We start from the raw sequence: 22911 nt of genomic DNA on the forward strand, positions 1-22911 counted from the left end.
TGGCGTTGGCGATATCGCAAGCCTACGCCGATCGTTTCCCTGTGCTAGACATCGTCATGCGAATGGAGGGTTTCCCTATCGTCAACATTGGCGTTTTCCATGCCCGAACATTGGAGCGGATGACCAGGGCTGGTTTACACTATCCATTCCAGCGTCCTCTTCGGGTGGCGCTATCGACACACCGTAGTGGGGATGTCCGGCATGCGTAATGCCATTTATGTCACCTTGGCCGCCATCAGCTTCGCGCTGGGCGTGATCGGTCTCTTCCTGCCCGTGATGCCGACCACCTGTTTCATGCTGGCGGCGGTCTGGCTGGCTTCCAGAGGTTCTCCCCGGTTCGCCAACTGGATTCGCAACCATCCGCGCTTCGGTCCGCCGATCCAGTCCTGGGAACGTGAACGGGCCATTCCCAAGCACGCCAAGATCATGGCAGTGATCATGCTCAGCGTTTCGTGCCTGGTCATCGCGTTCACCGTTTCCCTCTGGCCGCTCAAGATCGGCCTGATCGTCGGACTGGCGGCGCTTGCGATCTGGATCGTGACGCGCCCGCTGCCGAGCCTGCAGTGTCCGGTGCGCGGCGTATGGTCGGAGGAGGCCCCCGAACGGCGTTGAGTCGCCGGCCGGCGCTGACCTTGTCATTCCTCGAATTCTCCGCGCTTACCAAGCTACGACCCCGATTCGATATCGTTCCGCCGAGGCGGGTAGAATAGTGTCCGATCGTCGATCGGCACGCTTTGTCGTTCCACTCGGGTTACTGACTGTCGTCACTGGTTCGAGCTGTCGATTCGACCTACCCATTTCTGCAAGGAGCGTTGCCATGTCTGAGATGCAAGCGACCTATCTCAAGGATTATCTGCCGCCGGCGTACCGCGTCACGCATACCGAGCTCACCTTCGATCTCGAGCCGTCCGCTACCCGAGTCAAGGCGCGCTTGCATGTGGAACGCCATCCCGAGCGAGACCCCGATGAAAAAGAGACTGGCCTGCCGCTGGAACTGGCCGGTGAACAGCTCAAGTTGATCAGCGTCGCCATCGATGGTCAGGTGCTGGAAGCCGATGAATTCACGGTCGACGACAAGACGCTGACCGTCGCCACGGTGCCGGAACGCTTCCTGCTCGATACCGAGGTCGAGATCGACCCGGATGCCAACACCGCGCTGGAAGGGCTCTATCGTTCCAACGGCATGTTCTGCACGCAGTGCGAGCCGGAAGGCTTTCGCCGAATCACGTTCTATCCCGATCGGCCGGACGTGATGGCGACCTTCTCGACCACGGTGATCGGCGATCGCGATGCGCTGCCGGTGCTGCTCTCCAACGGCAATCCGGTGGAACGGGGGGAGCTGCCCAACAATCGTCATTTCGTGACCTGGGAGGATCCGCACCCCAAGCCCAGCTATCTGTTCGCGCTGGTCGCCGGCAGTCTGGAAAAGGTCGAGGATCACTACACCACGATGAGTGGACGCGAGGTACTGTTGCAGATCTGGGTCGAGGCGGAGAACCTCGACAAGACCGAGCACGCCATGGCATCGCTCAAGCGTTCCATGCAGTGGGACGAGGAGACCTATGGTCGCGAATACGATCTGGATCGTTTCATGATCGTCGCCGTCAACGACTTCAACATGGGCGCGATGGAGAACAAGGGGCTCAACATCTTCAACTCCGCCGCCGTTCTGACTCATCCCCAGACCGCCAACGATGCGACCTTCCAGCGGGTCGAGGGCATCGTCGCCCACGAGTACTTCCACAACTGGTCGGGCAACCGCGTGACCTGCCGTGACTGGTTCCAGCTTTCGCTGAAAGAGGGTTTCACCGTCTTCCGGGACCAGACTTTCTCCGCCGACGTCAACTCGGCACCGGTCAAGCGGATCGAGGACGTCTCGTTCTTCCGTACCGCGCAGTTTGCCGAGGACGCCGGGCCGACCGCCCATCCGATTCGTCCCGACCACTACATCGAGATCTCCAACTTCTACACCCTGACCATCTATGAGAAGGGTGCGGAAGTGGTGCGCATGTTGCGCCATCTATTGGGTTGGGAGGATTTTCGCCGCGGCAGCGATCTCTATTTCGAACGCTTCGATGGTCAGGCAGTAACGATCGAGGATTTCGTCGCCTGCATGGCAGAGGTATCCGGGCTGGATCTCGATCAGTTCCTGCGCTGGTATTCCCAGTCGGGAACACCGGAGATCGATGCCCACGGCGAATATGATTACGCCACCTGTGAATATCGTCTGCGTCTCTCCCAGCGCACCCCGGCGACGCCGGGTCAGACCGCAAAGCTGCCGCTGCACATCCCGGTACGCCTGGGTCTGGTCGGTACCAAGTCCGGCCACGATCTGAGCTTGACGCTAAGCGGTAAAGACGGCGAGAGCGAAAAGCTGGGCAAGGATGCCGTCATCCACCTGCGAGAGGCAGAGCAGACCTTCGTGTTCACCGATGTCGAAGAGGCACCGGTACCGTCGCTGCTGCGCGGGTTCTCGGCGCCGGTGAAACTGCGCTACCCCTATTCGCGTGAAGAACTGGCATTCCTGCTGACCCATGATTCCGATGGCTTCAACCGCTGGGATGCCGGCCAGCGCTTGACCCTGCTGGCGCTGGACGATCTGATCGCGGCTCACCGTAACGGCGTCGAGAAGGTGATGGATAGCCGCCTGATCGAAGCCTATCGAAGCCTGCTCAACGAGCCTGGCGACGACAAGGCGGTGCTGGCGGAAATGCTGACACTGCCGTCGGAGGCTTATATTGCCGAACAGCAGCCGACGGTCGATGTCGATGCGATTCACGCCGCGCGGGAGTTCGTACGTCAGTCGCTGGCGTATCAGCTGCGCGACGATTTTCTCGCCGTCTATCGGGACAACCTGAGCGACGAACCCTACGCGCCGACACCGGAGCAGATCGCCCAGCGGCGGCTCAAGAACGTCGCGCTCGCCTACCTGATGAGCATCGAGACCGAAGAAGCCGTCAGTCTGACGCAGCAGCAGCTGGAGCAGAGCGCCAACATGACCGACGTGCGCGCGGCGCTCACGTTGCTGGCTCACAGCGATCGCACCGATCTGGCCGAGCCGGCGCTCAAGGCGTTCGGCGAAAAGTGGGCCCACGATCCGCTGGTCATGGATCAGTGGTTCACGATTCAGGTCACTCGTCCACAAGCCGACGTGCTGGAGCGGGTGCGCTTCCTGATGGGGCATCCGCTGTTCTCGATGAAAAATCCCAACAAGGTGCGGGCGCTGATCGGTGCCTTCGCCCAGAACCGGGTCAACTTCCACCGGCTCGATGGCGAGGGCTACAAGCTACTGGCGGACGTCGTGATCGAACTCAACCGACTCAACCCGGAGATCGCCGCGCGCATCATCACCCCATTGACCCGCTGGCAGCGTTTCGACGACGAGCGTCAGGCGCTGATGAAAGCCGAGCTCGAGCGCATTCGTGCCGAGAAGCTCTCGCCCAACGTCTATGAGATGGTGGAACGCGCGCTGGCGGATGCCTGATGGCGGCCTCCTGCTGGGTTTTGTGACCGAAGCCGCTCCTCGTGAGCGGCTTCGTTTTATCGCCGCCGCTGTTCTGTCGCCGATGTCTGCCATGTCATCGATAATCCGCATCGATATCGGCGGTGCTTCGATTCGAACGGAGAGACTCGTTGGATGAAATCGCCCAATCGCCATTCCTTCGCGTCGCTGCCGTTGTTGCGGCTGGCGGGTTCGATCCTGCTGGGCGTGGCGCTCGTCATGCTCGTCGCCGGTGTGCTCATCCTGTGCCGTTATCGCGATCATGTATTGCCATCGTTGAGTCGGCGATAGCCGGTAACGAGTACGGGCCGCCATTGGCGGCCCGTATGCGGAAAGTTCAGGAAAAGTCGGTGTCGATCAGGCGTAGTGCACGTACATCGTCTTGCTCTTGACGTAGGCTTCGAGGCCGTACTTGCCGTCCTCGCCACCCAGGCCGCTGTTGCGATAGCCCTTGTGGAAGCCCTGAACGGATTCGCCGCCGCCACGATTGACATAGATCTCGCCGAAGTCGAGTTCGCGAGTCAGTGCCATCAGGTGGCGCACGTTCTGGGTAAAGACGTAGGCGGACAGGCCGAACTCCGAGTCATTGGCGTATGCCATCGCCTGCTCGAAACCTTCGACCTTCATGATCGGCGCCACCGGCCCGAAAATCTCCTGCTTCATGATGTCCATGTCGTTGTTGACGTTGGTGAGGATCGTCGGGGCGTAGTAGTTGCCCTTGTCATATTCGCCACCCGTCAAGCGTTGACCGCCGGTCAGCAGCTCAGCGCCCTGGCTCTGGGCGTGCTTCACCATGTCATGAATCTTGTCGAGTTCGGCGGCGTTGATCTTCGGCCCCATGTCGACATCCTTGTCGGTGAGCGGATTGCCCACCTTGAGCGCCTCGACACGCTGCTTGAAGCGCTCCAGGAAGCGATCGTAGATGCCGGACTGGACGTACATGCGCTCGTTGCAGGTGCAGATCTGACCGCAGTTATTGAAGCGCGAGGTGATGGCGGCATCCACGGCCGGGTCGAGGTCGGCGTCGTCGAGCACGATGAACGGCGCCTTGCCGCCCAGCTCGAGTCGCACGATCTTGAGATGCTCGGCAGCGGCCTTGTTGATTTCGCGTCCACCACGCACGCTGCCGGTCATGCTCACCAGTTGCGTGATCGGGCTGGTAATGAGGTGGTTGCCGATATCGCGGCCTCGGCCGTTGACCAGGTTGACGACACCGTCCGGGATGCCGGCCTGACGCGCCAGTTCGACGATCTCCAGGGCGGTTAGCGGTGTCTCTTCCGATGGCTTGAGCACGATGGTGTTGCCCGCGGCCAGCGCCGGTCCCAGCTTGCGGCCGATCAGGGCGGCGGGGAAGTTCCAGGCGGTGATGCCGACCACTACGCCGTGCGGCACTTTCTGGATCCAGATCTGCTCGTCGGGGTCATCCGCGGGAATGATATCGCCTTCCAGACGACGGGTGTTTTCCGCCGCAAAGCGGATCAGATCGCAACACATGCCGACATCGGCGTCGGCTTCCGCCAGCGGCTTGCCTTGTTCCGTGGTGATCAAGCGGCCCAGGCGCTCGCGGTTCTCCTGGATCAGCTCGACCAGACGGTAGAGAGAGTCGGCGCGCTCGACGGCGGTCTTGCGCGACCAGGCCGGGAACGCCTTCTGGGCAGCCTGGAGGGCTTGATCGGCGAGCTTTTCGTCGGCCAGCCGTGCCCGAGCAATGACCTCGCCAGTGGCGGGATTGAGCACGTCCAGCAACTCGCCGTCACCAGTGAGCCACTGCCCTCCGATGAACTGGTTGTAGACGTCGACGCCGTTATGCTGCGACTTGAGTGACTGACTCATCCTGATGTCTCCTTGTCTGACGCGACGACAGAGCCTGTCGTCAGTCGGTCACCGATCAATGTGACCTTGCGACTTCAAGGTGGTAGACGAAAGGAGAGATGACAAGGGGGGCGCGGGGGGGCAGCAGGAATAGGCATGTCTTCCCGCCGATTGTGATAACCGGGAAGACACCCGACTCAATGAATCAGCCAGCTCAGCACCATCAGACCCAGCAGCAAACCGATGACGCCACCGACAATGCCCCCTCGAACGAGTGCGCGTATCCCGCTGATCAGCAGTAGTACGCCGATCACCAGTACGGCGATGCTGAAGACCGAATTGCCGATGCCGAGCGAGCCCGTCAGGCCATCGACGAAGCCGTCCATTGCCTGCCACAGGCTGCCGAACAGTCCGTGAAGCAGGTCGACGATGGTGCGAAGCACGTTGCCGATGGCTTCGCCGAGCCAGTTGAAGAATCCATCCATGGTTAGGTCTTTTCCTGAGTGGTTAATCGGCGCGCTGCTGATCGCGCAGCCATTGGATTTCCTCGGGCCAGATCTCGGGTTCGACGGTTTCCAGAATCAGCGGAATGCCATCGGTGCGAGCGTCGCGCATCAAGGCGGTGAATCCGGGCAGCCCGATGTTGCCCTTGCCCAGGCTGTGGTGGCGGTCGACCCGGCTGGCGAATTCACTCTTGGCATCGTTGAGATGCATGCCACGAAGATACTGAACACCGACGACGCTCTCGAAGGCATCGAGCATGGCAACGGCGTCCGCTTCAGTGCGCAAATCATACCCGGCTGCGAACGCATGGCAGGTATCGATGCAGGCGCCGACTCGGGATTTATCGTCGACCTGGTCGATGATCTCCGCCAGTTGCTCGAAGCGGAAGCCCAGGTTGGAACCCTGCCCGGCGGTATTCTCGATCACGGCCACGACGAATTGCGTGGCAGCGTGCGCTTGGTTGATCGACTCCGCGATTCGCGCCAGGCAGTCGCGTTCGCTGATCTTCTTGAGATGACTGCCGGGATGGAAGTTGAGCAGTGTCAGCCCCAGCTGTTCGCAGCGCTGGCACTCATCGAGAAACGCCGCGCGGGATTTTGCCAGTGCGTCCTGCTCGGGGTGACCCAGGTTGATCAGGTAGCTGTCGTGAGGAAGGATCTGAGCGGGACCGAAACCCTGTTCGCGGCAGGCCGCCTTGAACGCCTCGATCGTGGCCTCTTCCAGAGGTTTGGCTTTCCACTGGCGCTGATTCTTGGTGAACAGCGCAAAAGCGTTGGCGCCGATCTCGGTGGCACGACTCACGGCCTGGTCGACGCCGCCGGCAGCGCTGACGTGGGCTCCAATGGTTTTCATAGGGTGATCCGATCCTTGGGGCTAGCCGTCGAAGTCTAGCAGCCGCGCCACGGTGGTGTCCCGGGGGCGTAGGGTAGTGGCTCCTCGGCACGGTCGATCAGCGGCTAACCTCATTCGCTGTCGAACGAGATACCGTCATTGATCGAGCGCAATCGGGCCATGGCCTCTTCCTTGGAAAACGGCGGCTGACGCGGAGGATCGTAAACCATACCGTTGACCCCCTGGACGATCATGTCGACGGCATAACAGGTGTCGTCGATCACGGCGCGATAGCCTTCGATATTCTGGAAGTGACTCATGCCGGCGTCGTCGAGCGTGAATGCGGTGAAGGCGTTGCCCGCAATGGTCGCTTGCGATGGCAAGGTCTGGGCGTTGTCTGGCAGCGTCAGGCAGCGATCGACGGCGTTGGCGTTGCGACTGGCCCCGAGCCGCCACAGTGCCGTCGTCACGTCGTTCGACTCGGGTAGCGTCAGCGCGACCAAACGCTCACCCGGGGCGTCGTCTTGCAGTTGCCAGCCACCGTTGTCGAAGTAGCTGGACGCGTCGCCATCGACACGCGCCAACTCGGTGTCATATGTCATGCCCAGCGGGTAATTCGCGGCGTGGAATGTGGTTTCTTGGGCGCTGGCGTCCAGCGACGAAGCATCGCGCTGCTGGCAGCCGCTCAAGACGGCCAGCGTCGACAGCGCGATCACGCTCGTCAGCGAGAGTTTGGACATTGCTCTTCCTCGTGAATGGGCATCTGGTCGACTCTATCACCGATGACTAAAGTTGATGAGCGGATCGGCCGATAGCCGGATGGATGGACCGAAAGATCGAAAAACCGTAAGACAGAAAGACGTACGACTTTCCTTCAGATCAAGGAGTTTGCGATGGATACCGCAGTCAATGCCGCCGTCGGCACTGCGTTGGCGCTACAGAACTTCAATCAGGGCCAGGAAGCGCAGAACAATCTGTTGAAGAAGTCTCTGGATGGGCAGGCCTCGCACATCGAACAGCTGATGTCTTCCGTGGCACCGTCGGCCGAGCTCGCCTCTTCCGGTAGTGTTGGGACACAGATCAACACCTATGCGTGAAGGTTAAATCGGTTGATAAAGCGGATAGTGAACGCGCTCCACGGAGCGCGTTTTTCATATCCGGAAATAAAGATCATCGTGAAAACTGACAAGTCGACTGTTTTTGGTTGTTGATGGTTGACGCCGGTAGATGACTCGATTTTAATCAATTTATCGAGGGCATGAGCTTATGCTTCTCGATAATCCCACATCAGTAATGATCCATTTGATTTCGGAAATCGTGATGAACTTCCATCGCCCGAATTGCTCATCGTTCTCCCATGCCGTGCGCCTGCACGGTATGCGAGCACGTTGTCAGTCGCGCGCCTTGGATTGATGTTGATCACCGGCCGCGACACCTTTCGCGGCCGAAAATGACGAAACTCCCTCTCTTTTTTCCGCGATTCGTGCCCGGCCTCCGTCAAACAGGAGTTCGGAACCATGCAGCTATCAGCGATTGTTCGGAAATTGATCCAGTGCGTTGCAGCGGCTCGTCGCCGTCAACGGGATTTGCGCACCTTGAGGGGCCTGAATCCGCATATGCTCAAGGATATTGGTTTGCGCCGGGAGGGAAGCGAAATCGTTCCCCTGTTTCCGGCTCATTCCGTCGACGCTTCCGGCGTCAACGACAAGCCCGAATCTGCCGTGGCGCTCCGTCTTGTCGAGGCAGGGCAGAGCGTCGAAATAGAAGAATCCGCTGCCGACAAGAAGGAGGGTTCAATCCAGGTGTGTCGGTATTGTGGAGAAAAACTGGCCTAGCGCAGCCCCGGTCACAGGATGTGGCCGGGGCTTTTTTTGAACTCATGTCGGATCGGAGATGACACGTCCAGCGTCGCCTTTCAGTAACCGAGACTGGATGTCGGTCTGGGGGTGTCCGGCTTGTAGCGAGCAATGGTCTCCACGGCGGCCTGACGCAGCAGGCTGATATCGATGCCAACGGCGATGAAATCGAAACCCCACTGGGCGTAGCGTTTGGCATCCGCCTCGGCGGGCGCGAGGATGCCGGCCGCCTTGCCGGCGGCGTGGGTCACCTCGAGCGTGTGGCGAATCATGGCTTGCACATCCGGATGATTGGGGTTGCCGGCGTGACCGACACCGGTGGAAAGATCCACCGGGCCAACGAAGATGGCATCCACCCCCTCGGTGGCCGCAATCGCTTCGGCGTTATCGACGCCGGTTCGAGACTCCACTTGCACGACGAGGCATAGTTCCTCGTGCGCATGAGCCAGATAGTCTTCCACGCTGTCCCAGCGCGTTGCCCGAGTCAGGCCGCCGCCGACGCCTCTGAAGCCGTGCGGCGGATAGCGTGTCGCTGCCACCAGCTTCTCCGCTTGCTCTGCCGTGTCGACCATGGGAATCATCAACGTCTGGGCGCCAATATCCAGCAACTGCTTGATCAGTGCGGGATCGTGATTGACGGTTCTTACCACCGGCGCGCAGGCACCGGGGGCGATGGCATAGGGAGCGATGGCCTGCAGCTGGGCCAGCACGGAAGGCACCGTATTGGGTGCATGCTCGCCATCGATCAGCAGCCAGTCGAAGCCGGTAGTGGCCAGAATCTCGGTGGCGTACCCGGTGCCGAACCCGGCCCAGCAACCATAGCGGGGGGTGCCATCGAGCGAGCGTTTGAAAGGATTCGATGGTAATTGCATGGCATTGGTTTCCTTATACGATCTCAGCCGTGACGATCTACGCTCTGTCTGNNNNTCCGCTTTTTCGTCATTTTTTGCCTAGTCTGACCATCGCTCGCTGATTTTTCAGACAGAGCTTAGTTCGTCAGACCCATTTCGCCCATGATCTTGCCGAATTTCTCATCGTCTTCGGCCATCAACTGGGCAAAGCCATCCGCATCTCGCCACACGATGCCGTAACCCTGTTTGGCCATGAAGTTCTGATAGGCGTCGCTGTCGTAGGCTTTCTTGAGCGCGCTTTCCAGGGTTGCCACGACGTCTTCGTCCATTCCCTTCGGCCCGACGATGCCACGCCATGCCCCTAGCGTGAAATCGCTTCCGACCTGCTCCTTGAAAGTCGGAATGTCGGGGAAACCCTCCAGCCTCTCCGGGGTCATCACGCCGAGGCTGTGAAGCTCGCCCGCCTCGATCATCGATCTTGCCTCGGGCAGTGAAGAGGCCACCAGATCGATACTGTTGGAGGCCAGCTCGGTCATGGCCGGCGCCGAGCCCTGGCTGGGAATCCAGGTGATCTTTCCGGCGGGAATGCCCTGATCCATCAGGAAGCCATTGAGCGCGACGTGCCAGATACCACCAAGCCCGGTGCCCGAGGCGTTGTAGGTGCCCCGGGGCTGGTCCTTGACCTGGGTCACGAAGTCTTCGAGATCCGTGAAAGGGGAGTCGTCGGAGACGGAGAGACTGGCGGAGTCGAAATTGATCTGACCGATCGGGGTGAAAGCCTGGTAAGTCAGGTCGGTGAGCCCTTGCCAGTGCATCATCGCGACCTCGACGGTGGCCAGGCCCAGGGTGTAGCCGTCGGGTTTGGCGTTGGCGATCGCGGTATGACCGACGACACCACTTCCGCCGGTACGATTCTGGACGTTGATCGTCTGTCCCAGCTGTTCCTCGAGGGAGGAGGCGATGATGCGCGCGGTCGCGTCGGTACCGCCACCGGCCGCCCACGGCACGATCAGCGTGATCGGCTTCTCGGGATAATCCGCCCATGCCAGTGGCGAGGCCAGTACGGCGGCGGACAGCAACAGGCTGAGACGGCGGGGAGCCACTGATCGGTTCATGATGACCTCGCTTGGCGTGCTTATTTTTTAGAAAATTTTTCAAGATGAACTTTGCATGCAAAGTCATAGCAAGACGTGGCCCCCGCCACAATTGCGCAATCGTCTAAGGTGCGAAGAGCGCAACCCGCTCAGGTGGCAGCGATGAGATCGGTCGGGATCGGTCGATTCTCGAACACGCGACGCAGGACGAAGCTGGTGTGGGCGCCGGTCACGCCTTCGATACGATTGATGACGTGCAGCAGAAGGTGCTGATAGTCATCCATGTCGCGGACCAGGATCTTGAGCTGAAAGTCCGCGGCCTGGCCGGTGATGATCAGGCACTCGATGACGTTGGGCACCTCGCGAATGTGCCGCTCGAAGTTATCGAAGCGCTCCGGGGTATGAAGATCCATCGAGATATGCAGCAGTGCCATCAACTGATAGCCCAGCGGGCGCGCGTCGACATCGGCTCGATATCGCACGATCAGGCCGCTCTCTTCCAGCGCCCTGACGCGTCGCAGGCAAGGCGAGGGAGAGAGCCCGATACGGTCGGCCAGTTCCTGGTTGCTGATGCGCCCCTCCTGCTGAAGGCGTTCGAGTATGCGCCGATCATATCGGTCCAGGATCTGGGGAGTGGTGGGATGCATGACGTTATCTGCCTCTATTCTTCGTTTTTTCGCAACATTATGCCAATTTAGTCCGTTTTGCGCGTTTTTTCGCAATAACCTGTCGCGGCAAACGTTCTACACTGTCACTGCCGTTACGACTTTCGCTGCCACAAGCAGCCACCAAGCCGGCGTGGTCATCCACCGCTCCCGCGATCACCGGGGCCGCCACCCGCGGCCATCGTCAACCGAGTTCTTCATCTTCAGGAATCCCATCATGTCTGCTTTCGACCAGCGCGCCTTTGATCATAGAAAATATCGCCCGGCGCCCCGCGTGCCCGCCTTCGATCGTCAATGGCCGGACCGTGATCTCGATCACGCACCGATCTGGGTGAGCGAAGACCTGCGCGATGGCAACCAGGCGCTACTGGAGCCGATGAGCGTCGAGCAGAAGAAGCGTTTCTGGCATCAGATCGTCAAGGTAGGCATCAAGGAGATCATGGTCGGGTTCCCCTCGGCGAGTCAGCCCGATTACGACTTCGTGCGCTGGCTGATCGAGGATGACCAGATTCCCGATGACGTGACCATCGCCGTACTGGTGCAGTGCCGCGAGCATCTGATCGAGAAGACGTTCGAATCGCTGGTCGGAGCCAAGCGCGCCATCGTCCATCTCTACAACTCCACCTCCACCGTCCAGCGCGAGCGGGTGTTCGAGATGGACCGTGACGGCATCGTCGATATCGCGGTGCAGGGGGCGACCTGGGTCAAGACCTACGCCGAACGCTATCCGGAAGTGGAATGGCGTTTCGAGTACACGCCCGAGAGCTTCTCCAGCACCGAGATCGACTTCTCGCTGCGGATCTGCGAAGCGGTCATGGATGTGTGGCAGCCGACGCCCGACAACAAGTGCATCCTCAACCTGCCGACCACGGTCGAAGTGGCAGGGCCGCATCATCATGCCGATCAGATCGAGTACTTCTGTCAGCACATCAGCCGGCGCGACAGCGTGATCATCTCGGTACACACCCATAACGACCGCGGCGGTGCGGTGGCCTCCGCCGAGCTGGCACTGCTGGCCGGGGCCGAGCGCGTCGAAGGCACGCTGCTGGGCAATGGCGAGCGCACCGGCAACATGGACATCGTCACGTTGGCGATGAACCTCTACAGCCAGGGCATCGATCCCGAGCTCGACCTGTCGCGGCCGGACGAGATCATCGAAGTGGTCAACGACTGCACCAACATCCCGATTCATCCGCGCCATCCGTGGGTCGGCGAAATGGTCTACACCGCCTTCTCGGGCAGCCATCAGGACGCGATTCGCAAGTCGCTCAAGAAGCAGCGGCCGGACGAGCCGTGGCAGGTCGCTTATCTGCCCATCGATCCGCATGACATCGGTCGCGATTACCAGGCGGTGATTCGGGTCAACAGCCAATCCGGCAAGGGCGGCATGGCGTTCCTGCTCGAGCGCGACTACGGCATCAGCCTGCCGCGCTGGATGATGCTGGCGCTGGCGCCCCACGTGCAGCAGGAGAGCGAGAAGCGGGCCAGCGAACTCTCCAGCGAGATCATCCGGCAGGTCATGTTCGACCGGTTCACCTGCGAGTCACCGCTGTCGCTGGCCGACTATCGTCTTTCCAAGGGGCAGGACGAGGGCATCGAGGTGACCCTGTGGCAGGGTGCCGAGACGCTGCGCCTTTCCGGCAAGGGGAACGGGGCGATGTCTTCGTTCACCGATGCGTGGCAGAAGCATTCCGGCGTCAGCGTCGGCATCGTCGATTACGCCGAACATTCCCTCGGGGGCGACAGTGAGGCCAATGCCATCGCCTTCGTCCAGCTCAACGTCGGCGGGCAACGCGTCTGTGCCGTTGCCGAGGACAGCGACACCGTCAGTGCCTCGCTCAAGGCGCTCATCGCCGGGATCAATCTGGCGATGACGACCGAATCGAGCGCGACTCGCGAGACGGAACGGGCGCTGTAACGGTTCATAGGGGGCAGAAACGCAGACGGGGCGCCCATTGGCGCCCCGTCCGCGTTTTCCCTTTGTGACGGTCGTCGACTGACGGCGATCAGTTGTCGCTATCGCTGCGAATCTGAGCGTGGCTGATCAGAGCGAAGATGAAGGTGCCGCCGACGACGTTGCCGAGTAGCGTCGGCAGGCCGAAGCGGAACAGGTATTCCCCCCAGCTCGCGTGACCGGAGAAGACCAGATACATCACTTCGGTCGAGCCGACGATGATATGCGTGAACCCGCCGATGGCGACGAGGTAGGTCACGATCAGGATGACCCAGATCTTGGCGCTGCTGGCGCTTGGCAGCAGCCAGACCATGGTCGCGATCATCCAGCCGGCCACGATACCCTTGGCGAACATCTGCATCGGGGTATTCTCGAGAATGTGTTCACCCAGAGAGAGAAAGGCCTCGTGAGTCTGCATCGAGAAGATCGGTAGTACCAGAATCGCCCAGGCCGAGACCGCCACACCGACTAGGTTACCGACCAGCACCACGCCCCAGAGGCGTAGCAGGCACAAGAATTTGCCGATCCGAGGTTGACTCATCACGGGCAGGACCGCCGTCACGGTGTTTTCGGTGAAGAGCTGCTGTCGCGCCATGATCACGACCAGAAAGCCCACCGTGTAGCCCAGTGACTCGACCAGAAATCCGACATCGTTATCCGGTAGGCGGGCGTGCAGCAGGCCTTTCGCCAGCATCGAAAAACTCATCGATAGGCCGGCGGCAATGGCGGACCACAGCAATGCCGATACCGTACGGTTCAGCTCCTTTTCGCCTTCCTCTCGAATGTACTCGTGTACGGCCGCCGCCTTCGAGGGCAGATGCTCGCCATCGAGTTGCAGGTCGTGCTCGTCGTCTTCCTGCCGGACGCGACTGGGCGGCGTGAGATCGTGATGGTTAGTCAAGCGGGCATTCCTTGGTCAGAGTGGAGGAGGGCGTCAAGCATGAAGAGCGGCCACCAGGTTTCTCTGCGATGGCCAGTGGCAAACGCTATGCTGGAACGATAGTCGCAAATGAGACAAGGAGATAGCCAAGCATGTCGCCGGAATCGTGGACGATGCTGACGCATTTGGGAATGGCCTGGCTGGCCGGCAGCCTGATCGGCCTGGAGCGAACCTTCCATGGTCGCCCGGCGGGATTTCGCACGCATGCGCTGGTCTGCGTCTCGTCGGCGCTTCTGATGATGGTCACGATGTATCAGTGGCAATGGCTGGGCAGTGCGGTGCCGGAAGCAACGATTCGCACGGATCCCACGCGCATGGCGCAAGGCATCATGACCGGGATCGGTTTCCTGGGAGCCGGGGTGATCTTCAAGGAGGGCCTGACGGTTCGAGGGTTGACCACGGCCGCGTCGATCTGGGTGACCTCGGTACTGGGTATTCTCTACGGTATCGGTTTTCTGTTTCCGGCGGTGCTGGCCACCATCGTGACCCTGTTGACCCTCTCCCTGTTCCGGGTGGTGGAGGCACGCATGCCGAGCCGGATATTTGCCCGCTGCGTTCTGCGTTTCGATAGTCAGGCGGTGATGGCCGAGGCACAGGTTCATGATCTGATGGCGTCACATCGGTTCAAGGTCGAGAGCTTGAGCTATCGAACTCGTGACGAAGGCCGCCAGTTCGAATACCGCCTGATGCTGCGGACCCATGATCGAAAGTATATCCCGCCGCTGGCCGCCGATCTTCGCGACCACGACCGTTTGCTGGAGTTTCAGCTTTCGCCCACCGGAGATTGATGTCGAGAATGGTTGTCATTCCCTTGCCAGCCGATAGAGTAGGCGATCCTGAAATGGTGGCGAGGTGGTGATGCAGGCACGCGAGAAGCGTCCGGCTTTCTGGATACTGATGGGCGCGATCATGCTGTCGCCGTTGGCGATCGACATTTATCTGCCGGCGCTGACTGCCATGGCCGATGAGTTCGAGCGGCCCTACGCTGCGCTGCAGCTGACCATCACGCTGTTCCTGATGAGTGTCGGGGTCGGGCAACTGCTGGTCGGTCCGTTGACCGATCGATTCGGCCGCCGTCCGGTGCTGCTGGGCGGCGTCGCCATCTATATGACGGCGGCAGTGATCGGCATGACGGCCATGTCGATAGAGATGCTCTACCTGTCACGCATTCTTCAGGGGCTGGGGGCCTGCGCATCCGTCACCGTGGCCTTTGCCGCAGTCCGCGACAGTTATACCCCGAGCCAGGGTGCCAAGCTCTACAGCTATCTCAATGGCTCGCTGACGCTGGTGCCATCGTTGGCTCCGGTGCTGGGCGGAGCACTGACCGTGGCGCTGGGTTGGCGCAGCAACTTCGCCTTCATGACGGCGTTCGCCGGACTGCTGTGGCTGTGCGCGTACTGGCGCTTCGGCGAAACCCGTCCTGTCGGAACGGTGGTCGAAAAGCGTCTCTATCGCTGGTCGCGTTATCGCCCGATCATCTTCAACCATCGGTTTCTCCATTATGCCGTGCTCGTCAGCACCATGATGGCCGCGATACTCGTCTACGTATCGGCGGCACCGGTCGTCATGATGGATCGTCTACGCCAGCCGGAGTGGATATTCAGCTTGTGGTTCGGGGGTAACGCCCTGGTCAGCACTGTCGCATTCTTTATCGTTCCCAGGCTGATGGCGCGGTGGGGAAGGGAGTCTACCGTGCAGCGTGGGCTGGTCGTCGTCATCGGCGGCGGCCTGTTGATCGCTGTCCTCTACGGCACCGTACCGGTATCGGTAGTCACCTTCATGGGGCCTGTGGCGATACTGTCGATCGGCTTCTCGATGGTGCTGGGTGCCGCGGCGAGCCTGGCGTTGGAGCCGTTTCCGGAGCGGGCGGGGACGGCCGCGGCACTGCTCGGCGCGATCCAGCTGGGCGGCGGTGCGACGTTGGCCACGCTGCTGCTGATGACGCCGTTGGCACCGCAGACATCGCTGGCCATGATCTGTTGCCTCGGAGGGATCGTCATGTGGACCCTGGCAATTCGGCTTGCCGGACGTCCTGAAACCGCTGGGTGATGAGTCGATCGCCGGGGACGTCATCCAGCGAAGCGGTCTTCACGGGTCTGATGCCTTCTGCCGTCTCGCCAGTTCCAGCGGCGGTTACGCTAGACTGGAGTGCGCAGCATCATGTTGAAAGGCGCTGCGTTGGGGTGAGGTTTAACGCGAGCGGTATCGGGGCAGAATGAACAGACTAGAATGAAACCGTCAGCAAGCAGCAATGACGTGAGAGATTACGGCGCGACAGCGATATCCGGTCGGCCTCAGGAAAGGAAACAATAGGTATGGCCAGTCATGGCAAGGAAAGCACATGGTTGATTCTCAACGGTAAATCGGCTCAGCAGCCGGAGATCCGCGAGGCTGTCGAGCATCTGCGCCGTCAAGGGCATGACCTCCGGGTTCGGGTAACCTGGGAGGGCGGTGACGGGGTCGGGTTGGTGGACGACGCGATAGCCGGCGGTGCCACACGGATCGTCGCCGGCGGCGGTGACGGCTCGATCAACGAGATCGTCGCCGGGCTGATGCGGCAGGCGCCCGAGCGGCGTCCGGCCATGGGAGTTCTGCCGCTGGGGAGCGCCAACGACTTCGCCCATGGGTTGAATCTGCCGATGACTCCCCATGAGGCGCTGGCGCTGGCCATCACCGGAGACGTTCGCCAGGTGGATGTCGGAAAGCTCGACGATGAGCCGTTCATCAACGTGGCGTCCGGTGGATTCGGTGCCGAGATCACTACCTCGACGCCGGTGGGGCTGAAACGTCTGCTGGGCGGCGGTGCATATTCGCTGATGGGGATGTTGAAAGCGTGGAATTATCAGCCCTTCGAAGGGCACATGCGATGGCCGGACGACGAGGCCCGTGTACCGCTGTTCATGCTGGCGATCGGCAACGGTTGCCAGGCCGGTGGCGGCCAACGGCTGGCGCCCTCCGCCAAACTGGATGACGGACTGCTCGAGCTGCTGTTCGTTCGCCACTTCAACTCGCTGGGTGAACTGAAACGAATCATCGATGAACTCGAGAACCTGCCTCAGGACGGGGAATTCGTGCGGTATCTTCGCGTGCCCTGGGTCGAATTCGACAGCAACGGCGCCTTTCCCTTGAATCTCGACGGCGAGCCGCGTCGCTACGGCCATTTTCGTGCATCGCTGGACCGTGGTGCCCTGCCGTTGGTGGTACCAAAGAGCTGCCCTTTGTTGCTGTACCCGGGTTAGGCACTGTCTGAAAAGTACCGCGCTCGCCCATGCGGCGTTAACAATCGGCTGGTGCGCCAGCCCGGTCAAAATGCTCATTGACACCCCGTAAACTGGTACGCCAACCCGGCCCGTCTTCGCCGGTTTTGCCTTGCCTGGCCCTTCGATCGCCGACTGTTCAGACAGCACCAGGCGTGAAACCGGGAATGAGGCTGGTGTCGATAACGACATCGGAAAGCATCGATCAAGAGCGACAGGAGCAGATCACAGTGAATCAGTTCATGCAGGCAGCCATCGAACAGGCGCAGCGCAGTCTCGACAACGGGGGCGTTCCGATCGGATCGGTGCTGGTCCATCGGGGTGAGATCATCGGTCGAGGGCACAATCAACGTCAGCAGAAGGGAAGTGCGATTCTGCATGGAGAGATGGATGCGCTGGAAAACGCGGGCCGTCTCCCGGCCTCGGTTTACCGTGAGACGGTGCTCTATACCACCCTGTCGCCTTGCTCGATGTGCAGTGGTGCGATCCTGCTATACGGCATACCCAAAGTCGTGATCGGCGAGAATCGTACCTTTCTCGGTGAAGAGGCGTTGCTGCGAGAGCGGGGTGTAGAACTCGAGGTGCTGGACGATCCCGTCTGCCGTGAACTGATGACCCAGTTCATCGCGACCTGCCCTGAGGTCTGGAACGAAGATATCGGCGAGCCATGAGCGATCTGGCGGCTCCCGTTACGCTCGGGCATTCGCAGGCGCCGAATGCCGGTGACTAAAAAGCCCACCTGACGGTGGGCTTTGTTCAAGGCGGAAAGCCTCCCGGATCGTGGCCCCGGAGTCAGACCCTTTGACTGGGGTTAGCCAGATACCTTGATGTTGGCGGCCTGAAGGCCTTTCTTGCCCTGTGTGACGTCGAAGGTAACCTTCTGGCCGTCCTGCAGGGTCTTGAAGCCGTCTGCCTGAATTTCGGAGAAGTGGGCGAACAGATCATCACCGCCGTCATCGGGAGAGATGAATCCGTAGCCTTTCGTGTCGTTGAACCATTTGACAGTGCCAGTTGCCATTGTCGATATCCTTAACGTGCATAGTGATGTAGCCGAGCACCCCACGGGAGTACCCGAAATGCGTGGTAAGACCAGGGGGGAATGCGCACGAGGAGTTCGACGAAATCGACTAACAACTGACGACATTCTGCCTGCAAACCGACGCAACGGAGGTTGCATTGGTGGATGTACCGGGTCAAACGTCAGCGGCTTGACTTCAGGTAAAACCGTTTCCCATGCCCCGCCTTCGAACCATAGATAATATTTTCAAGGGCGTCTATATCCTCTGCGGTCCTTTTTTCGGGCTGATCGCGTCACGCAGTATGGTTTTCTTAACGCTTTTTAAGAAGATGACATGCCGCTGTCATATTGGCCACGAGCCAAGACGCTACCTGCCCCGAGAAAGACGACCGGCGTCGCCGGATGTCACGGCGTCCATCCCGGTGCCTGCGCGTGCCGTTGTCCGGCATGGCGGCGCTCGTCGCTGGCTGCCGTCGCTGGCGGTAATCGAGGCGGGCTGTCATGTCCCTGTGTCGGAGAATGTCGCGCGGACCTGGAGCACGGCGGTATATCGCAGCAGGGACCTCGGGTAAGCTGTCGCTCGCCTTTTGAGTCGACGGGGCAGCGCCAGCTCCCTCGGTTCAATCATCACTCGAGTCAGGAGCAACGTGCGTGACACACCAAGAGTTGAGGTTCAACGACACTCACAGCAAGGTCATCGGTTATCTGCTATGGATTTTTGGATTTACCGGTGCCCATCGCTTTTACTATGGCAAGCCGGTCACCGGCACCATCTGGTTTCTCACCCTCGGGCTGTTCGGCATTGGCTGGCTGATCGATCTGTTTCTGATTCCGAGCATGGATCGACAGGCCGACCTGCGCTTTCGGTCGGGACCGACGAGCTACACGTTGGCCTGGGTACTGCTGACGTTTTTGGGCGTGTTCGGTATTCACCGGATGTACATGGGCAAATGGATCACCGGGCTGATCTACCTGTTCACAGGCGGTCTGTTCCTGGTGGGTGTGCTCTACGATTTCTGGACCCTCAACGATCAGATTTCGGTGAAGCACGCACGCCGCGGCCTGTAATCGGGCGGCTTCGGGTCGCTCCCGCTCGGACAGCGAAATCGTCTTCGCAGGGTGGTTACCCATTTTTTGTCACAAGGAGGTGACGCATGCCGAAGCGACTGAAGCTTACCGGCATTCTGGAAACGCTCGATCGTCAGGTCGAGGATGACACCATCACGCTGCAGGACATCGTCGACACCTTCAATGCTCGGGGATTCGGGCCGGTAGTGTTGTTGCCGGCACTGATCGCGCTGCTGCCGACCGGCGGTGTGCCGGGCGTGCCCAGCGCCTGCGGTATCTTCATTGCATTGATGGCGATCCAGCTGGTGTTCGGACGCAAGAGTCCGTGGTTGCCTAAAGTCTTGAGCGAGCGCGGCATCAGTCACGACCGCTGGCATCGCGTCACTCAGCGTATCAAGCCCTGGACCCGGAAAATCGATCGATTCCTCGAGCCTCGATTGGGCTGGCTGATGGGCGATGTCACCCAGCGTCTGCTGGCGCTGTTGATGGTCGTGCTCGGGCTCGGGATGATGCCGCTGGAACTGTTGCCGTTTGCCGCCGCGATACCGGCACTGGCGATCGTGATCATGGCGCTTGGGCTCACGGCCGGCGATGGGTTGATGATGTTGATCGGCCTCGGGATTACCCTGGGTGGCGGCGTCGGAATCGGCGTCTGGCTGCTCTGATTGACCTGCGCACCCATGCGCTCCCATGAAAATCGCCCCGGCCGTCCTGGCATCGACAGTCGATCCAGGGCGATCGGGGCGCTTGTGGCGGGAGGTCGGCGTCGGTTCAGTTGCGGGCGATCAGCGTCGGATCGTAGTTTCCCTGCCGCTCGGCCTGGGACAGCATGGCGACGCCTTGCGTATCGCCTCGCTTGGCCAGGCTTTCGAAGATCACTCGATACGCCAGCACGGCCTGCACGTAGTCACGAGTCTCGCGGAACGGAATGCTCTCGACGAAGCGATCGAACTCGCGCGGGGCGGTCGAAAGCCAGCGATCCACTCGCTGAGGGCCGGCGTTGTAAGCCGCCGTTGCCGCGATTCGATTGCCACGGTAGCGCGCCAGCATCGACTGAATGTAGGTGCTGCCAAGGCGAATGTTGACCTGGGGCTCGAACAGGTCCGCCGTGCTGGGTGCGCTGATCCCGAGCCCTCGGGCGACATGATCGGCGGTGCCCGGCATCAGTTGCATCAGTCCGCGAGCCCCGACCGGTGACATGGCGTGCGGATTGAAGGCGCTTTCCCGACGGGCGATGCCCATCAGCAGGTAGGGATCGACCTGGTTGACTTCACCCCATTTCAGGAACGAGTCGCGGTAGGCGGCCGGGAATCGCCACGGCAATGCATCCCACTGTTTGGCGGCAATGGTGGTCTGGATCGCCATGCCGAACCAGCCTTGGCGGATGGCGTAGTCGGCCAGCGCCTCGGCCTGTTCCGGCGTGTCGCGAGCGGCTGCGGTGAACCACTCGCTGCGCGCGAGGCCGTCCTCGCCGATTCGCATCAAGGCCTCGGTCCGCTGAACCACCGGCAGCATGCCGGTCAGTTCCTGCTGTAGCGTCGAGACCTGGGTGTCGGCCATCTGCAACTGATAGGGTTGACCGAGACGATCGGCGGCGGCAAAGCCGAAGAAGCTGCGATTCTGAGCGGCCAGCTGATAGGCCTGGCGCGCCTTGGCGTCGTCGCCCAGGGCCTCGCTGGCGCGGCCGAGCCAGTACTGCCAGTGGGCTTCGGCGCGGACGTCCGGGGCAAGCGCCTCGCTCCAGCGCACGACATTGGCCCAGTTGCCCTCGGTGACCGCACTGCGAATACGCAGCTCGATGAGATCGGCATCCGCGAGGCGCGGCAGCGTCGTATCGACCCAGCCCTGATTGTTGCCCACATCGCGGACCATGGAGTAGAACGCCAGGTCGTGCTCGATCTCATGGCGACGATCTTCACCGATCGATACATGGGGGGAAATCTTGCGCCAGGCCTCCAGTGACGCTTCGGTATCCGCGCGAGTCAGGCCGTGCATGGCGGCGGCGATCAGCGCGCCGCTGGCTTGACCCCCGGGGCCGAGATCCAGCGGGATCCGGGTCACCGCGGCGTAGTTGCCACGGACGTCGTCGAAGCTGTCGATGGCGCGCTGCCAGGAGTCGTCAAGGCCACGCTGGAGATAGGTGACCAGTCCGCTCTGGCCGTTCTCCCAGGCCAGCATCATCCGCTCCCAGGTGTCTTCATCGGTCAATACGCCGCGCTTCTCGAGGGCCGAGAACAGCGGGTCGCAGGCTTCGGGCTGGGAGGCGCCGACATGCCATAACGCTTCCCCGCCCTCAGCGGCCCTGGCCGGCTCACGATCGAGCAGTGCGGTGTAGTAGTAGCACTGGCGGATGGCGCTGGACGGTTCACCATCGCTGATCGCCAGCAGATCGTCGAAACGTCCCTGTTCACCGAAACGTGTCTGCGCGGAGCCACGCATCCAGTCGGCCAGCGGCGAGTCGCCGTAACGCCGGATAAAATCCTTTACCTCCGCCGCCGAAGCGTTGGAAAGCCGTGCTCGAAGGCGGTGGTACTCCACGTAGCCGGCCAGTACGTGATCCTGAATGGCAGCCTGGTCGATATCGCTCCAGCGCCGATCCCGGGCGGCGTCCAGGGCCTGCTTCATGGCTTGATCGGCGCGGGGATTCACGCCCTGGGACGGCACGGCCGCCTGTGCGGTTGCGCCGAGGCTCATGGCGCCTGCCAGGCACCAGCTCAACCAACGTCTGCGGGTGGGTATTGCGGGCATTGGGTCTCTCTCTTCCTGAAAGCGCTGTTCTTTGAAGCGCATGCGGGTACAGGTCGCACGCTCGTCCGGCTCGCCCGATGCGACGCGCGCTCGGCGAATGGCCTCGACCAGAGCCGCAACTGCGGTCAGGGCGGCGTGTGCGACGAAGGTTTGCTGACGCCTTGTCGACTCTTGGCGTCCATCGTCGCCGATGGTGGCCGGCTTGGGTAGTGCCGTTTGATGATTCGACGATAGCGTCTGGTAGCCGAATCGTGCCGTTTGATTGCGATGATATTGAATCCGGGTCGGATCGTGACCATTTAACCCTCCAGTCGGCGTCGATCGAACGCTCTTCGCCCCCAGCGTCACCAACGGAGATCCAACCATGAGTCCTTGGCGTTTCCTGACCCAGCTCTCCCGTCTCAAGCAGCGCGGTGGCGCGCTGTCCCGAATCGGCCGCGCGTTTCGGGTCTTCGGTCCCATGTGCATGGATGTCTTCCGTGGTCGCTATCGTCCGATTCCCTGGGCGGCATTCGGCTGGATGGCGTTGGCGCTGGTGTACCTGGTGTCGCCGCTGGATCTGATCCCCGACTTTCTGATGATCATCGGACTGGTCGATGACGTATTCATCGTGGGTTGGCTGCTGACCCGAGTCGACCGGGCGATGGGGGACTACCGGCGCTGGAAGGGCATCGACGACGAGAAGGTCGTCGTCGACTAAGAACGCCGTCGTCGATCAAGCGTTGTCGAGCAACAACGGCGTCACCGAGTGAAGAAGTCGCCGCCGAGTTCGGGTTCGGCTTGAAATGGTTCAAGCCATCCCCATATCGCA

General features: G+C 61.0%; 23 protein-coding genes. 13 read left to right on the forward strand and 10 right to left on the reverse strand.

Annotated features, from left to right (window positions below):
- The first annotated feature begins 201 nt into the window (after positions 1–201).
- The 3 genes from DOM36_RS10975 to DOM36_RS20085 all read left to right on the forward strand — a co-directional run bounded on the left by DOM36_RS10975 (position 202) and on the right by DOM36_RS20085 (position 3793).
- Positions 202–612 (forward strand): YbaN family protein, encoded by a 411-nt coding sequence (locus tag DOM36_RS10975; RefSeq protein ID WP_341864693.1) that lies wholly within the window; start codon positions 202–204, stop codon positions 610–612.
- Positions 613–817: 205 nt separating this feature from the next.
- Positions 818–3484 (forward strand): aminopeptidase N, encoded by a 2667-nt coding sequence (pepN, locus tag DOM36_RS10980; protein WP_110643104.1) that lies wholly within the window; start codon positions 818–820, stop codon positions 3482–3484.
- A 153-nt stretch (positions 3485–3637) separates the two neighbouring features.
- Entirely contained in the window at positions 3638–3793 is a 156-nt protein-coding gene (locus DOM36_RS20085; protein ID WP_157958626.1) for a hypothetical protein, read from the forward strand.
- Positions 3794–3859: 66 nt separating this feature from the next.
- Here the strand turns inward: DOM36_RS20085 and aldA are convergent, their stop codons facing one another.
- The 4 genes from aldA to DOM36_RS11000 form a co-directional block, all read right to left on the reverse strand.
- Positions 3860–5335: an aldehyde dehydrogenase gene (gene aldA / locus DOM36_RS10985; protein WP_110643105.1), complete on the reverse strand. Its 1476-nt coding sequence runs from the start codon at positions 5333–5335 to the stop codon at positions 3860–3862.
- A gap of 176 nt (positions 5336–5511) precedes the next feature.
- Entirely contained in the window at positions 5512–5799 is a 288-nt protein-coding gene (locus tag DOM36_RS10990; protein ID WP_110643106.1) for a hypothetical protein, read from the reverse strand.
- Positions 5800–5821: 22 nt separating this feature from the next.
- Positions 5822–6670 (reverse strand): deoxyribonuclease IV, encoded by an 849-nt coding sequence (gene nfo, locus DOM36_RS10995; protein WP_075569026.1) that lies wholly within the window; start codon positions 6668–6670, stop codon positions 5822–5824.
- Positions 6671–6780: 110 nt separating this feature from the next.
- A complete protein-coding gene (locus DOM36_RS11000) occupies positions 6781–7389 on the reverse strand; it encodes a hypothetical protein (protein WP_110643107.1) in 609 nt (202 codons plus the stop codon).
- Between the two features lie 153 nt (positions 7390–7542).
- Between DOM36_RS11000 and DOM36_RS11005 the strand changes: the two genes are divergently transcribed.
- Both DOM36_RS11005 and DOM36_RS11010 read left to right on the forward strand, forming a co-directional pair.
- Complete coding sequence (locus tag DOM36_RS11005) at positions 7543–7746, forward strand: hypothetical protein (protein ID WP_075569028.1); 204 nt, start codon at positions 7543–7545, stop codon at positions 7744–7746.
- Positions 7747–8166: 420 nt separating this feature from the next.
- Positions 8167–8484 carry a DUF1127 domain-containing protein gene (locus DOM36_RS11010; RefSeq protein WP_075569029.1) on the forward strand — a complete coding sequence of 106 codons (318 nt, stop codon included), beginning with the start codon at positions 8167–8169 and terminating at the stop codon, positions 8482–8484.
- 80 nt (positions 8485–8564) lie between these two features.
- Here the strand turns inward: DOM36_RS11010 and DOM36_RS11015 are convergent, their stop codons facing one another.
- From DOM36_RS11015 to DOM36_RS11025, 3 genes are all read right to left on the reverse strand, one after another.
- Positions 8565–9377 carry an HpcH/HpaI aldolase/citrate lyase family protein gene (locus DOM36_RS11015; RefSeq protein WP_075569030.1) on the reverse strand — a complete coding sequence of 271 codons (813 nt, stop codon included), beginning with the start codon at positions 9375–9377 and terminating at the stop codon, positions 8565–8567.
- A gap of 116 nt (positions 9378–9493) precedes the next feature.
- Positions 9494–10471 (reverse strand): tripartite tricarboxylate transporter substrate binding protein, encoded by a 978-nt coding sequence (locus tag DOM36_RS11020; RefSeq protein ID WP_110643108.1) that lies wholly within the window; start codon positions 10469–10471, stop codon positions 9494–9496.
- A 128-nt stretch (positions 10472–10599) separates the two neighbouring features.
- Positions 10600–11097 carry an Lrp/AsnC family transcriptional regulator gene (locus DOM36_RS11025; protein ID WP_075569032.1) on the reverse strand — a complete coding sequence of 166 codons (498 nt, stop codon included), beginning with the start codon at positions 11095–11097 and terminating at the stop codon, positions 10600–10602.
- 235 nt (positions 11098–11332) lie between these two features.
- Between DOM36_RS11025 and DOM36_RS11030 the strand changes: the two genes are divergently transcribed.
- A complete protein-coding gene (locus DOM36_RS11030) occupies positions 11333–13033 on the forward strand; it encodes a 2-isopropylmalate synthase (RefSeq protein WP_075569033.1) in 1701 nt (566 codons plus the stop codon).
- Positions 13034–13121: 88 nt separating this feature from the next.
- Here DOM36_RS11030 and DOM36_RS11035 read toward each other — a convergent pair whose 3' ends face one another.
- The gene (locus tag DOM36_RS11035; RefSeq protein WP_075569034.1) at positions 13122–13970 is read right to left on the reverse strand and encodes a formate/nitrite transporter family protein; all 849 of its coding nucleotides are present in this window, start codon (positions 13968–13970) and stop codon (positions 13122–13124) included.
- A 131-nt stretch (positions 13971–14101) separates the two neighbouring features.
- Between DOM36_RS11035 and DOM36_RS11040 the strand changes: the two genes are divergently transcribed.
- From DOM36_RS11040 to DOM36_RS11055, 4 genes are all read left to right on the forward strand, one after another.
- Positions 14102–14797, forward strand: a complete 696-nt coding sequence (locus tag DOM36_RS11040) for an MgtC/SapB family protein (protein WP_075569035.1) — start codon at positions 14102–14104, stop codon at positions 14795–14797.
- Between the two features lie 70 nt (positions 14798–14867).
- Entirely contained in the window at positions 14868–16058 is a 1191-nt protein-coding gene (locus tag DOM36_RS11045; protein WP_075569036.1) for a multidrug effflux MFS transporter, read from the forward strand.
- Positions 16059–16324: 266 nt separating this feature from the next.
- Positions 16325–17248 (forward strand): lipid kinase YegS, encoded by a 924-nt coding sequence (yegS, locus tag DOM36_RS11050; RefSeq protein WP_110643109.1) that lies wholly within the window; start codon positions 16325–16327, stop codon positions 17246–17248.
- 248 nt (positions 17249–17496) lie between these two features.
- Positions 17497–17937 (forward strand): nucleoside deaminase, encoded by a 441-nt coding sequence (locus tag DOM36_RS11055; RefSeq protein ID WP_075569122.1) that lies wholly within the window; start codon positions 17497–17499, stop codon positions 17935–17937.
- Positions 17938–18077: 140 nt separating this feature from the next.
- Here DOM36_RS11055 and DOM36_RS11060 read toward each other — a convergent pair whose 3' ends face one another.
- The gene (locus tag DOM36_RS11060; protein WP_071232112.1) at positions 18078–18284 is read right to left on the reverse strand and encodes a cold-shock protein; all 207 of its coding nucleotides are present in this window, start codon (positions 18282–18284) and stop codon (positions 18078–18080) included.
- 651 nt (positions 18285–18935) lie between these two features.
- Between DOM36_RS11060 and DOM36_RS11065 the strand changes: the two genes are divergently transcribed.
- Both DOM36_RS11065 and DOM36_RS11070 read left to right on the forward strand, forming a co-directional pair.
- Positions 18936–19352 (forward strand): TM2 domain-containing protein, encoded by a 417-nt coding sequence (locus tag DOM36_RS11065; RefSeq protein ID WP_075569038.1) that lies wholly within the window; start codon positions 18936–18938, stop codon positions 19350–19352.
- A gap of 86 nt (positions 19353–19438) precedes the next feature.
- Entirely contained in the window at positions 19439–20017 is a 579-nt protein-coding gene (locus tag DOM36_RS11070; RefSeq protein WP_110643111.1) for an exopolysaccharide biosynthesis protein, read from the forward strand.
- A gap of 106 nt (positions 20018–20123) precedes the next feature.
- Here the strand turns inward: DOM36_RS11070 and DOM36_RS11075 are convergent, their stop codons facing one another.
- Positions 20124–22466 carry a transglycosylase SLT domain-containing protein gene (locus tag DOM36_RS11075; RefSeq protein ID WP_232823798.1) on the reverse strand — a complete coding sequence of 781 codons (2343 nt, stop codon included), beginning with the start codon at positions 22464–22466 and terminating at the stop codon, positions 20124–20126.
- Here DOM36_RS11075 and DOM36_RS11080 point away from each other — a divergent pair.
- Positions 22465–22800, forward strand: a complete 336-nt coding sequence (locus DOM36_RS11080) for a DUF1232 domain-containing protein (RefSeq protein WP_075569040.1) — start codon at positions 22465–22467, stop codon at positions 22798–22800. The genes DOM36_RS11075 and DOM36_RS11080 overlap by 2 nt on opposite strands.
- The last annotated feature ends 111 nt before the right edge of the window (positions 22801–22911 follow it).

The sequence above is a fragment of the Salinicola sp. CPA57 genome (assembly GCF_003206035.1).
Classification (GTDB): domain Bacteria; phylum Pseudomonadota; class Gammaproteobacteria; order Pseudomonadales; family Halomonadaceae; genus Salinicola; species Salinicola socius.